We start from the raw sequence: 11,591 nt of genomic DNA, 5'->3' as shown, positions 1-11,591 counted from the left end.
AGATAATATCGTCATTGCAATCCCATCATACATGTCTGCTGCCTCCTTTTATATCCGTCCGTCTTTCTCGTTGCTGCTGTCTTCCCATCTTCTCGAGTAGGCTTTATTCGTAACCCATATCGTCATCCAAGTCACGACGATGGCAATTACAGCGGCAGCAATCCATACCCCAACCGGTACCTGCATATTCTGACCCCCTCCAGTTGTAATCTTTATATGAGGGTATCTTATACCTGTTCAACCCGTTTGTAACCGACCAATTAGAAGCCGATCAGACCATCCAATTCGCTAAACGGTCCAAGTCAACGCAAAAAAAAGCCGCACTCCTGCGGCTTTTTGAAATTCGTATGAAATTATAGTTATACTATGATTCATTCCACCCAAATAACGCCTTCTCGAACTTCTTCCTATTCAGTAAATAAACAATGGCCAAGAAGAACGGTACCGCGGCTGCCATAGGGCGAATAGTACCATCCGCCAGCCATAAGAGGTCACATAGCATAAACAGCAACAGATTCACGACTATATATTTTCGAAGTAGTTCCATGATATCCCTCATACAATGTGATTTATCACTATCGTATTCGGCATAAAAATGAATGGTGAACCTTATTATTATAGGACTACACTTAAAATGGCAGCTGATCATCTGATCAGCTGCCATTTTGTTGTTCTACCGTTATCTTATGATGCGTCCGAGTCTGCTTCGGTTACGGTTATACAGAATTGGAGTATTGTCTCTGCCGCTCGCTTGCTTGCGAATCTCTTGCATCCGCCCCATCAGCTCCGCGAACCATTCTTCGTCATGAGTGGCGAGCGCCAGCTCGATAAAGTCTAGGATCGGCTCCTCGTAGTCCAGCATATCCACCGTCGGCTGCTCTTTGAGCCAGCTTCTCAACACGGCGATCGTCGTGCCGACTGCAGCATCATGATCGGATTGAACAACATAAACGTTTGCAATGTTGTGTGTTTCGTTCATCGCCGTTATAAATCCCTGAATAAGTTCCCCGTCCTTCGTTCTGCCTTGTACCCAATCACTGATCGCAAAGCTCATCGTCAGCACCACCTGTCATTAGAATGGACAACTGAACTGTATCTCAATCGATTACAGTTATGTTGTGAAAAAAGGACGGTGCATAAGCAGTTTGCTCGGCTATCCGCCCTTCTATTTCCTTGTTACTGTAATTATATTAGTTACAGTTTATAATGTCAAGAAGTCATTCTGTTGACCATGCAGCTTCGATCTGCTCCAACCATGACTTGGCACTAGCTTTATACCCTTGGTAAGCTTCTTCTCCCCAATACAGGTGGGACACCGAAATCAGTTCGACTGTCTCAAAGAGCTGATAATAGAGCAGCTTGATATTGAATAAAGGCGACAGCTTGCGAAGCGTTGTGTAACCTGCCATGAATGCCTGCTGCATCTCCTTTGCTTCCGTGAATACATCCTTGGAATGCAGCGCTTTAAAGTCGAACTCCGGATCTCCGGCAATCGACCACTCCATATCCAGAACAGCTGTGATCTCTTCATCTGCACACAGCAAGTTAGCAAAGTGATAATCGTTGTGAATCAGCGAAGCTGTTGCAATTCCACTGAACAAATGCTCTGCTCTCTCCAATACGAAGACGTAACGCTCGGCTTCCTCAGGAGTCATGATGCCGAGCTTCACACAACGATTGGTTCTCTGCTTCATGCCCTCTACAAGATACTGCTGCCAGCTGTTATAGTGATTAGCCGACAAGAGAGCAAGCTCTCCAAACCGATCCCTCTTAATACCATGAATTTGGGCAAGCAACATGCCTGCTTTGTATGCCATCTTGATCTTAGATTCATCGTCAGCCGTCTCCATTGCTTGCCATACATCAATGCCCGGCATCTTGCTTGTTATCAATATTTCATAGGGTAAATGTTCATGACTGTTATCAAACACATAAACTTCCGGAACCGGTATGCCAGCTGATTGCATCATTCGAAGCGCTTGCTGCTCATTGTCAAACTTCGGAAGCTCGACGTCTCTGGCATTTACTCTCATTACATATCGATCGTTAATGAACATACAAGGATTCACAATGCCACGATCCGAATAGATTAACCGATCAATTTGACCGAGACTATGTTTCTCGAAGATACCTTGGATCGCTAAGATATCAAATCTCATCGATTTCATCGCATGTCCCCTCATTATTTTCATTATGATGTGATTGATGAAAGCATTTTCAACAATCACATCATAACATTCGTTAGCAAAATATGGAACGAAAACAATCAAGTAGTACGTGTTTTATAAATGATCGACTTCGATGATCGCATCGGCAAACGCTTCAGGCGCCTCTTGTGGCAAATTGTGACCGATCCCGCCGCGAATCAGTTTATGCTTGTATTTGCCGGTAAAAAACTTTGCGTAGTCGGCCGGCTCCGGATGAGGAGCGCCATTCGCATCGCCTTCCAATGTGATGGTCGGCACCGTAATCGGAGGCATCGCGGCCAAACGTGCTTCCAGATCTGCATAGCGCGATTCTCCCGGCTCCAAGCCGAGGCGCCAGCGGTAATTGTTGATCGTGATCGCGACTTGGTCCGGATTCTCGAGTGCGGCAGCGCTGCGCTCGAACACGCGGTCGTCGAAGTGCCACTGCGGTGATGCGTTCTTCCAGATCAGTTTAGCGAAATCCTTCAGATTCTTCTGGTAGCCCGCGCGTCCGCATTCAGTGGCAAAGTAGAACTGGTACCACCATTGCTGCTCGGCTTCCGGCTTCAACGGAAGTTTGCCGGCTTCCTGGCTGCTGATCAGATAACCACTTACCGACACCAGGCCTTTGACCCTCTGAGGCCATAGGGCGGCGACGATGTCAGCGCTGCGCGCACCCCAGTCGTAGCCGCCAAGAATAGCTTTATCGATCTTCAGCGCATCCATTAGCGCCACGACGTCGGCCGCTTGCGCCGCCGGTTCTCCGTTGCGGACGGCGTTTGCATCTAGAAACCGCGTCGTGCCGAAACCCCGCGCATAGGGAATGATGACGCGATAACCGGCTTGTGTGAGCCGGGGTAGGACATCAGCGTAGCTATGGATATCGTAAGGCCAGCCATGCAGCAGGATGACGACCGGCCCCTTGGCCGGTCCCTTGTCGACGTATCCGACATTCAGCCCATCAACGTTGATCTGCTTGATTGATGCAAACGTCGCCGGTTCCGTTGCGATGCCCGGCTTCACAGCATAGCGGGAAGCAGACTGAGCAGGAATGGCAGCAGCCTGAGCTCGATCCGCCGGCACCACGGATTGGGTCAGGGCGAGGGCAATCAGGGCAGCGCCTAAGAGGCGTTTCTTGCTGAGATACGGGTTCATTTGAAGTCTCCTATCGTATTAGATATTGGAGTGAAACAGGATTCCATTGCCACCAATCTTTCTTGTATTGTTGTACGAAATAGATAATCCAATTCAAACATTTGAAGCATAAAGTATGTTCAATTGTCGAAAGCTTAAACGAGTTTACGATTCGACAGGAGGCATACTGATGTCAAAGATTCGCGAGGACTTGACTCTTGCAACGTCGAGCTTTAGTCACATCATCGACGTGCCAATAGAACAAGTTGACATTGGCCATTGGTTATTTTCACTCTCAGAAGCCGAGTATCAACGTTGTTGTCCCCCGGATCATATTGCCGTGGGAACAACCAAGACGGAGGATGGACGTCCGATGTCGATCAACGTGGAGAAAATCGGCAGCAGTCTTTCGATCCAGCATTACATCGGAGAGATTGTTGAAAAACACAAATGCCGGATGGTCTCCACGACGGATATCTTTATTACAACCGAGCAACGGACCCAGATGCAAGTCATTTGGGAGCTTAGCGTAAAGAGCGTCAACGCGGATCAAACGGAATTCACGAACTCCGTGGTAACCCATCCATCGGAACATTTATTGAAAATCTTCGAAGATCAAGGACTCACGTTCGAACAAGCATCCGCGTCCCGTCAACAAATATCTGCAGATCATAATAGACGGGAAGCACCTCTCTTTGCTGAAAGCATATCGCGGGCTGCACGCGGAGAAGTACGTTAAGTAGTAGCTGAAAATTCAAAAAAGAGACAAAGGGTTTGCAACACCTGAGTCTCTTTTTTGAATGGTTTATTATCTTTTTATTAAACTGCTTGTGGTTCCTTGGTTCGCTTCGTAATCCGTATGGCCATTAAGGCAGCGAACAAACAAATCAGACCTGCACCGAAAAACGTCGGTGAATAGGTTCCTGTCCAGTCTCTTAATGCTCCAGCCAGGAAAGCTGCAGCAGATGCACCGATTTGGTGAGCAACCACTACCCAGCCGAATACCATGCCTATCTTCTCTTTACCGAACTCTTGCCCCGCCAGTTTAACCGTTGGCGGTACAGTCGCGATCCAATCAAGACCATAAAACACAGAGAATATGAACAACGTGGATTGTCCTCCATCTAGGGCATAAGGCAAGAACATCAAGGATAGTCCGCGAAGACCGTAATACCAGAAAAGAAGCTTGCGTGCGTCAAACCGATCCGTTAACCAGCCTGATAATGTCGTACCGATCAAATCAAACATTCCCATCAAGGCTAACAGTCCGGCAGCCATCACTTCAGGAATGCCATGATCTCCGCAAGCCGGGATCAGATGCGTGCCGATTAAACCGTTGGTCGAGAATCCGCAAAAGAAGAACGTGCCAGCGAGCAACCAAAACGTCTTGTTCTTTATCGCCTGACGTAAGGTCAATAGCGGTGTTAGAAAAATGCTCCCTTGAAACGGTTCAGGCTTCACGAGTTCTTCCGAGCCATACGCGGCGAGCCCTTTCTCATAGGGATGGTTTCGCATCCAGATCGCCACAATGACCAATACCAGGACAATAAACCCGACTGCGGTATAGACAGCATAGCGCCAGCCATTATCAACGGTGATGCGTGCTAACAATGGCAGGAATAACAGTTGTCCTGTCGCGGCGCTGGCGGTTAGCATGCCAACAACGAGGCCCTTGCGTTTAACGAACCAGCGATTAGCTACTGTCACGCCAAGGACGTTAGCCATCATCCCCGTCGCTAGCCCAGAAACAACACCCCACAGCAGCTCATATTGCCATAGCTCCTTCATAAATGGAGTCAACGCCATACTCGTGGCCAAGACAGCAAGTGAAATCACCATCGTACGGCGAATTCCGAACTTGGATAGGATAGCCGCAGAGAATGGACCTACAAGACCATATAGGAAGATGCCGACAGAGATAACGCCTGATATGGAACTGCGGTCCCACCCGTACTCTTGTTCAAAGGGAACCATCAATATACTTGGCATCGAACGAATGCCAGCAGAAACGAGAAGCGTAATAAACGCTATTAGGACAACGATCCAGCTGTAATGCCAGGAAGTTGGTTTGATTTTAGCTTCCATTTCCTCACTCCCATTTCATTAATTATTAAGCTCAGAAGTAAAAATATCATTTCTGGAACGATCGGTCAATAATTATTTTGAACGATCGTTCTAGAATCCAACAACTTCTACTTCATTATTTCAACAACGACATATTCACTTTTATGATGTTGCTCAGTTTTTCCTTGTCCGGATTGGTTTTAACCATCACGCGGAGTCCAATTAAGGCATTATTCAAACAAGATGCCAGTTGATCGGAGTCAAGCGTTTCAGAAAACTCTCCGGATTGCTGACCTTGCAAGATCAAGTTACGAATGATTTCTTCTACACGCTCCCAATTCAAGCTTACACGGTCCCTTGCCTCCGCATCATGACTGGATAGCTCTACGGCAGTATTTACAATGAAGCAGCCTTGAGGCTTATCTTCCCGCTCGCGAATAGCTCTTTCAAATAATTGTTGGATCGTTTCTTTGGCTGAATGGGAAACTTCGACTCGATGGTTTATAGACGCTTCATATTGTTCGCAATAACGTTGTAATGCCAAATTGTAGAGGCGTTTTTTTTCCCCGAAAGTATCATACAAGCTTCCTTTATGAATGCCCATATGCGCAACGAGCTGGTGCATGGATGTTTTCTCGTAACCTTGTTCCCAGAACAGCTGCATGGCTTTCTGTAAAACAATATCTTCATCAAATTCCTTAGGTCTGGCCAATGCTTGTCACCTTCCTTCAAATGTAAAGTAACATTTCTGGACTAATCGGTCAAATAATAAGAAACAATCGCTAGTGAACACAAAAAATATCATGCGCATGAATTGCACGCTATCCGTTCTGACAATTAGAATCCATATACTCGGCAAAAGAATGATTTCATTAATTCAGAAATCCTGCCGCTCGCTTCTTCAAGGACAAAGTGTCCGCCGCATAACAGCACAAGCTCGACACAAGTTAATTCACTTGCAATTGCATACGCACCTGCCAACGTGAAATTAAAATCGTTCTTCCCCCAGGCTATCAAAGTGGGGGGCTGATAAGTTCGCAAGTATTGCTGCCATTTCGGATATTGGTCCACATTATGCCGATAATCATAGCCAAGTGCCAACTGAATGGCGGCATTTCCCGGCCGATTGAGGAAGAACTGGTCCATGGTATACCCATCGGGACTGATCAATATAGGCTGACATGCCCCTAACAGATATTGCTTCTTAGTGAATTCAAATTCGAGCAGCTTCGAGAACGCTGCTCTGTTCTCAGGGCTCGGATCCGCCCAAAGAGCCTTGAATATATCAAAAGGTTGGCCGAGTCCTACCGCATGAGCTACGGCATTCTGGATGACGAAACCGAGAACTCGCTCAGGACTCCGCACTGCAATTCGGAATCCGATCGGGCCTCCATAGTCCTGACAATATAACATATATCGTGGGATGCAGAGCCGTTCAATCCATTGTTCAATAACCATGGAAATATGTTCGAAAGTATAAGAGAACTCATCCATTGGGGGCATACTGCTGTTCCCGAATCCAGGATAATCCGGAGCAATGACATAATAGCGATCAGCCAGCAGCGGTATTAAATCCCGAAACATATGCGAAGAACTAGGGAATCCGTGAAGAAGAATAATGGCTGGATTTCTCGGATTCCCGGCTTCGCGATAGAAGACTTCAATCCCATCAATGCTCATTTTTTTGTAAAGCACCGTCATCGACATCATTAGCTCTCCTCCAAGCAAGATTCAGCCGTCGTCTTATTAGTATGAACGACCAGTCTAGAGAAGACGTTGTCCGGTGCTCCCTCCTAGTCAAAAGAACCGCCAATGATGGCGGTTCTTCTTTTATTAACAAGTTATGATCCTTGCCTGCAGACTTTCAACGACGTCTTCAATCGTTATGCCTTGCAGCACTTTTTCTAAAGCCAACTGAGCCATGGCAAAAATGGGTTCTATTGCTTCCTGCAAGTGCTTGCCCACGAGGCAATCCGGATTCGGATTTTCATGAATACTGAATAATTCGTTATCCTGTACCACTTCTACGGCTTTGTAAACGTCCAATAAACTGATTTCAGCCAAGCTCCGAGAAAGCTTAGCTCCGGCAATTCCGGGATTAACCGTCACAAGTCCCGCCTTCTTTAGCTTCCCCATTATTTTTCGAATGACAACGGGATTTGTATTCACGCTGCTGGCAATCATTTCTGAAGAATTTATGCCTGCCTTATTGATCTCAAGCAGCGATAAAATGTGAATTCCGACCGAGAAACGACTGCTAATGGTCATCCTTTCACAGCTCCTTTCTATATTAACTACATACTCCACCCGTAATTAAGACAGTTACAAGTGTAATCCCTATTTTCATAAAAGGCAAAATAATGTTTGTGATCAGGGCATTGACATTCCGATACCTGTAACTTATATTATTACAAGTAACCAACGTTGTTACAGGTAGAGCCGCATTGTTATAGATAGAGAATGATCCAATCATGAACTTGAAATCGTCAAGAAAGGAGTTAGATCGTTATATCAGCTAAAGATTTATCTCTCATTTATGTATGGGACGCCTATTGCGGCTGGTGTTATGGATTCTCGAAAATCATTCGTACCGTGCATGAGAACCACCGCGAGATTCCGTTGAAGGTTATTTCCGGAGGGCTGTTCGTTGGCAATCGTATTCAGCCGATTCAGCAATACCCTCATATTCCCGAAGCTAACAAACGTATCAGCCAGCTTACAGGAGTGGAATTTGGGGAAGCCTATGATGGACTCTTACAGGAAGGTACATTCGTCATGGATTCCGATGCCGCGGCTGTCGGATTCGCCGCTCTGCGTTCCCTGTCGCCTGAACGTGCTGTTTACCTCGCCTCCGCTATGCAGCATGCGTTTTATCACGAAGGCAGGAGCCTAAGCGATCCCTCAACTTACCAGGAGATTGCCTGGAATCAGGGCCTGGATGGCAATGAAATGCTTCATCGACTGGACGATCCTGCTATTCATGCAGAAGCACGCGCTGATTATATCAAAGCCGGGCAGCTTGGGGCCAAGAGCTTCCCTACTCTACTCGTCCAGACAGAGAGTGAAATCATTCAACTTGGAATAGGCTCTGCAACCTTGCATGGAATTGAGAAGCAATTGACTGAAGTAATGGCAAGAATCGAATCTTACTAGAGAGGTGTTTATCCAAAATGAAAATCGTAAAGCTCCCATGGGCCGGCATTAAACTCGAACATAATCATACAAGCATCGTCATTGATCCGTTCTATAATTTCCCTGCCGATCTCGGCACACCTGCAGGCAAGCTTATTCCGTTGGATGAGTTCGGCAAACCCGATGCCGTCTTCCTTACCCACGTTCATCCCGACCATTTCGACCCCGAGGCCATAAAGCAATTTTACGGGGAGAGTATTCCGATATATGTTCCGATTGAAGTCGTTGAATACGTTGCGGGTTATGGACTTACGTCGGTCGTTGGTGTTACTTTAAAGGATGTTGTTACAGTTGGAGCTTTCTCCATCGTTCCTACGTTCTCCGTTGATGGACTTGGAGACCCGCAAGTCGCTTGGATCGTCAAAGCCGGCGGCAAAACCGTCATCCATTGCGGCGATACGTTATGGCATGGTTATTGGTGGAAAATGAAACAGGATCACGGTCCCTTCGATGCCGCCTTTTTGCCGGTCAATGGTCCTGTTGTGCAACTTCCATTCATTATGCCTGCAAGTAAACAACCAATCGTCATGACGCCTGAACAGTCCGTTTCAGCCGCAATGGCTCTGGAAGTCAATTATCTTGTTCCGATTCATTATGAGCTTGTTAATAATCCGCCGTACTATACGCCTACTGCGGACATTATCAGTCGCGTGAACCAAAGCGCAGAAGAAAACCAAGTTAAAGTGAAATGGTTAGAGGCCAAGGAAACATTGACGCTTACATGATTTCTATCGACACATGTTCATTTCCATTTTTCCTGTATTTGTCGTCTCAATTCGGCGTTCTCGAGCCGAAGTTTCTCGAGCTCGTATCTTACCGCGCGCATTAAAGAATTCAGCCCGAATCCAATCATGAACAAAACTAGACCCAATATAGATATGCTTCCTGCAGCTGCAAATTCTAACAGAAAAAAGACGATACCAAGAGCGATAAGAATGATTGAAATGATTTTGACGCTTCTTAACGAGTCGTACATGATGATGCCACTCCATTTCAAATGACGTCATTTCTATTAGCGAATTCACTAATTTGATTTCATTATTCTATGTGCATTTATTCAATGTGTGTCCGCCTATCCTCATAAGAAAAAGGCAGCTCCTGCGTATATCCTTGCAGGGGCTGCCTAGTTTTGTTATATCGTACCCGCTCGTGGAACTCTTGTACGGGAAGTCTATTTCTCAACCTCATAGCGGGCTGCGATAATGCCTGAATTGAACGTTCGGCTGGACAGCAGCTTGAGCTTGATTTTCTCACCTTCACCGTGGAACACCGATTTTCCGCCGCCCAAGATAACCGGACAAATCGTCAACAGGAATTCGTCGATCAGTCCGAGCTCAAGTAACGTCTTCGCCGCACCCGGACTGCCGAAGATCACGAGATTTTTGCCGGGCTGCTCCTTGAGCGCCTTGATTTCCTCCGCGATATTATCCTTGATCAGCATCGTATTGTTCCATTCGGCATGTTCCATCGAACCGGAAATGACGATCTTCTTCACATCCTGCAGCCACCGGGCATGCTCCACATCGTGCTTCGACGCATCCGGATCGTCCAGCAAAGAAGGCCAGTAGCTCTCCATCAGACGATAAGTCGTGCTTCCGTATACGGGAGAGCCGACTTCGGCTACGACTTCCTCCGCGTATTTCTCTAACTCCTCATTATAAGGAATCCAACCTAGTCCTCCGTTCGAATCCGTCGCATACCCATCTAACGACACATGCATAAACAATACGAGTTTTCTCATGTTTGCTTCTCCTCCGATTGGGAATAAAGTGGATCGATGTATGGTTCACTATAAAACATTCCGTTACGTAAGGGTCAAGTCCTTTCAATTCATTATCGGAAATTTGTTTTTACGAATTCATAGAATGCCAAAGCTTCGTTCAGAGACCCGAAACCTGCCTGAGCCAAGGTGCTGCTGCCTCCGCCTTTGCCACCGTATGATCCTAGATGTTCTTTGAAAAACGCGCCGCAAGAACGTTCGTATGGCCCGCTGTGCGCCAGCACCAATTTGCTATCCGCAAGATCGGCAAGCAGCACAGGATCGTTGGTTAGTGTCGTGAGCTTTATTGCCAGGCTTTGCAAATCTTTCACCGGCTTATTCTCAAACTGATGAGCGATCAAGCCATCGCCTGGCCGATCCAAGAGATCGCGGGCGATAAATGAATCATTCTGCTCCTTGAGAGCGGCTAATTCCGTTTGAAGCTGTTTTTGCTCCTGTTCCCACTTCTCAATGCGAGCGACAATATCCTCTTTTCCCGTATTGAATTTAGATGATAGCGTCCCTAATATCCCCATGCAATCGTTAAATTCCATCAAGGCGCGGCTCCCGCATTTGAATGAAATTCGGGTATTTCCCTTCATCTTCTCCGTTCTCAGCAGCTTGATCATCCCGATTCCACCTGTAGACGATACATGCGTCCCGCCGCACGCGTTATATTCCACGCTCTCAATTTCTACGATACGCACGTTCCCCGATACTTTCGGCGGCTTTGCCAGCGGTAAACGGCTCGCCTCCTCCTCGGAAACCATATAACTAGATATAGGGTGATTATCGTAGATGGTCTTGTTCACTTCCCGCTCCAGATGGGATAGCTGCTCCAAGGTTAGCTCAGGTTTATCCACGTCAATCGTCGCGGATTCCATGCCCAGGTGAAAACTTAACGTCAAAGCATCGAATAATCGTAGACAAACCGCCGACAGTAGATGCTGTCCGCTATGCTGCTGCATATGATCAAATCTTCGCTCCCAGTCGATCTTGCATGACGCCGCTATTCCCTCCGGCAATCGCTCAACTTTATGAAGCACTTCATCTTCCTCGCTAATAACATCCAATACAGGAATGCCGTTAATCGTTCCCGTATCGCAAGGCTGCCCTCCTCCATGAGGATAAAAGGCGCTTTGCTCCAACTGAACGTACCAACCATCATCTCTCTTGAGCGAATTCGTAATCTTGGTCTCCCATTCGGTTACATAGGAAGAATGATAATACATCCTAATTGTCATCTTTAAATCCCT

The 11,591-nt window shown here is 46.8% G+C and carries 14 protein-coding genes; 3 read left to right on the top strand and 11 right to left on the bottom strand.

Features of this window, described 5'->3' with window-relative positions; all coding sequences use genetic code 11:
- Positions 1-48: 48 nt before the first annotated feature.
- The 5 genes from BLW29_RS31285 to BLW29_RS00815 form a co-directional block, all read right to left on the bottom strand.
- On the bottom strand, positions 49-186 hold the full coding sequence (locus BLW29_RS31285; RefSeq protein WP_177186419.1) for a hypothetical protein: 138 nt from the start codon (positions 184-186) through the stop codon (positions 49-51).
- A gap of 178 nt (positions 187-364) precedes the next feature.
- Positions 365-547, bottom strand: a complete 183-nt coding sequence (locus tag BLW29_RS00830; protein WP_090975443.1) for a hypothetical protein — start codon at positions 545-547, stop codon at positions 365-367.
- Between the two features lie 132 nt (positions 548-679).
- Positions 680-1,054, bottom strand: coding sequence for a nuclear hormone receptor family protein (locus BLW29_RS00825; RefSeq protein WP_090975442.1), 375 nt, complete (start codon positions 1,052-1,054; stop codon positions 680-682).
- 163 nt (positions 1,055-1,217) lie between these two features.
- Entirely contained in the window at positions 1,218-2,168 is a 951-nt protein-coding gene (locus BLW29_RS00820; protein ID WP_177186418.1) for a phosphotransferase family protein, read from the bottom strand.
- A gap of 114 nt (positions 2,169-2,282) precedes the next feature.
- A complete protein-coding gene (locus BLW29_RS00815; RefSeq protein ID WP_090975440.1) occupies positions 2,283-3,341 on the bottom strand; it encodes an alpha/beta fold hydrolase in 1,059 nt (352 codons plus the stop codon).
- Between the two features lie 169 nt (positions 3,342-3,510).
- On the opposite strand from BLW29_RS00815, the gene BLW29_RS00810 reads away from it, so the two are divergent.
- Positions 3,511-4,059, top strand: a complete 549-nt coding sequence (locus BLW29_RS00810; protein ID WP_090975439.1) for a hypothetical protein — start codon at positions 3,511-3,513, stop codon at positions 4,057-4,059.
- 80 nt (positions 4,060-4,139) lie between these two features.
- Here the strand turns inward: BLW29_RS00810 and BLW29_RS00805 are convergent, their stop codons facing one another.
- The 4 genes from BLW29_RS00805 to BLW29_RS00790 form a co-directional block, all read right to left on the bottom strand.
- The gene (locus BLW29_RS00805; protein ID WP_090975438.1) at positions 4,140-5,405 is read right to left on the bottom strand and encodes an MFS transporter; all 1,266 of its coding nucleotides are present in this window, start codon (positions 5,403-5,405) and stop codon (positions 4,140-4,142) included.
- 115 nt (positions 5,406-5,520) lie between these two features.
- Positions 5,521-6,096, bottom strand: a complete 576-nt coding sequence (locus tag BLW29_RS00800) for a TetR/AcrR family transcriptional regulator (RefSeq protein WP_090975437.1) — start codon at positions 6,094-6,096, stop codon at positions 5,521-5,523.
- A gap of 125 nt (positions 6,097-6,221) precedes the next feature.
- On the bottom strand, positions 6,222-7,094 hold the full coding sequence (locus BLW29_RS00795) for an alpha/beta fold hydrolase (RefSeq protein WP_256208245.1): 873 nt from the start codon (positions 7,092-7,094) through the stop codon (positions 6,222-6,224).
- Between the two features lie 123 nt (positions 7,095-7,217).
- The gene (locus tag BLW29_RS00790; RefSeq protein WP_090975436.1) at positions 7,218-7,652 is read right to left on the bottom strand and encodes an Rrf2 family transcriptional regulator; all 435 of its coding nucleotides are present in this window, start codon (positions 7,650-7,652) and stop codon (positions 7,218-7,220) included.
- 240 nt (positions 7,653-7,892) lie between these two features.
- Between BLW29_RS00790 and BLW29_RS00785 the strand changes: the two genes are divergently transcribed.
- On the top strand, positions 7,893-8,537 hold the full coding sequence (locus BLW29_RS00785) for a DsbA family protein (protein ID WP_090975435.1): 645 nt from the start codon (positions 7,893-7,895) through the stop codon (positions 8,535-8,537).
- A gap of 17 nt (positions 8,538-8,554) precedes the next feature.
- Positions 8,555-9,301 carry an MBL fold metallo-hydrolase gene (locus BLW29_RS00780; RefSeq protein ID WP_090975434.1) on the top strand — a complete coding sequence of 249 codons (747 nt, stop codon included), beginning with the start codon at positions 8,555-8,557 and terminating at the stop codon, positions 9,299-9,301.
- A 446-nt stretch (positions 9,302-9,747) separates the two neighbouring features.
- Here the strand turns inward: BLW29_RS00780 and BLW29_RS00770 are convergent, their stop codons facing one another.
- Both BLW29_RS00770 and BLW29_RS00765 read right to left on the bottom strand, forming a co-directional pair.
- Positions 9,748-10,317 carry a dihydrofolate reductase family protein gene (locus BLW29_RS00770; protein WP_090975432.1) on the bottom strand — a complete coding sequence of 190 codons (570 nt, stop codon included), beginning with the start codon at positions 10,315-10,317 and terminating at the stop codon, positions 9,748-9,750.
- A 92-nt stretch (positions 10,318-10,409) separates the two neighbouring features.
- On the bottom strand, positions 10,410-11,579 hold the full coding sequence (locus BLW29_RS00765; RefSeq protein ID WP_090975431.1) for an alanyl-tRNA editing protein: 1,170 nt from the start codon (positions 11,577-11,579) through the stop codon (positions 10,410-10,412).
- Positions 11,580-11,591: the final 12 nt, after the last annotated feature.

Origin of the sequence: Paenibacillus sp. CF384 (genome assembly GCF_900106745.1) — a bacterium.
GTDB lineage: Bacteria > Bacillota > Bacilli > Paenibacillales > Paenibacillaceae > Paenibacillus_Z.
Note: the sequence above shows the minus strand (reverse complement) of the source record. Positions and strands in the feature narration are given on the sequence as shown.

What these genes read in the sequence shown, in the direction of transcription:
- BLW29_RS00770 (WP_090975432.1), bottom strand. Translation starts at nt 10,317, where the DNA reads ATGAGAAAACTCGTATTGTTTATGCATGTGTCGTTAGATGGGTATGCG.
- BLW29_RS00830 (WP_090975443.1), bottom strand. Translation starts at nt 547, where the DNA reads ATGGAACTACTTCGAAAATATATAGTCGTGAATCTGTTGCTGTTTATG.
- BLW29_RS00825 (WP_090975442.1), bottom strand. Translation starts at nt 1,054, where the DNA reads ATGAGCTTTGCGATCAGTGATTGGGTACAAGGCAGAACGAAGGACGGG.
- BLW29_RS00765 (WP_090975431.1), bottom strand. Translation starts at nt 11,579, where the DNA reads ATGACAATTAGGATGTATTATCATTCTTCCTATGTAACCGAATGGGAG.
- BLW29_RS00805 (WP_090975438.1), bottom strand. Translation starts at nt 5,405, where the DNA reads ATGGAAGCTAAAATCAAACCAACTTCCTGGCATTACAGCTGGATCGTT.
- BLW29_RS00795 (WP_256208245.1), bottom strand. Translation starts at nt 7,094, where the DNA reads ATGATGTCGATGACGGTGCTTTACAAAAAAATGAGCATTGATGGGATT.
- BLW29_RS00810 (WP_090975439.1), top strand. Translation starts at nt 3,511, where the DNA reads ATGTCAAAGATTCGCGAGGACTTGACTCTTGCAACGTCGAGCTTTAGT.
- BLW29_RS00820 (WP_177186418.1), bottom strand. Translation starts at nt 2,168, where the DNA reads ATGAAATCGATGAGATTTGATATCTTAGCGATCCAAGGTATCTTCGAG.
- BLW29_RS00815 (WP_090975440.1), bottom strand. Translation starts at nt 3,341, where the DNA reads ATGAACCCGTATCTCAGCAAGAAACGCCTCTTAGGCGCTGCCCTGATT.
- BLW29_RS00790 (WP_090975436.1), bottom strand. Translation starts at nt 7,652, where the DNA reads ATGACCATTAGCAGTCGTTTCTCGGTCGGAATTCACATTTTATCGCTG.
- BLW29_RS00780 (WP_090975434.1), top strand. Translation starts at nt 8,555, where the DNA reads ATGAAAATCGTAAAGCTCCCATGGGCCGGCATTAAACTCGAACATAAT.
- BLW29_RS31285 (WP_177186419.1), bottom strand. Translation starts at nt 186, where the DNA reads ATGCAGGTACCGGTTGGGGTATGGATTGCTGCCGCTGTAATTGCCATC.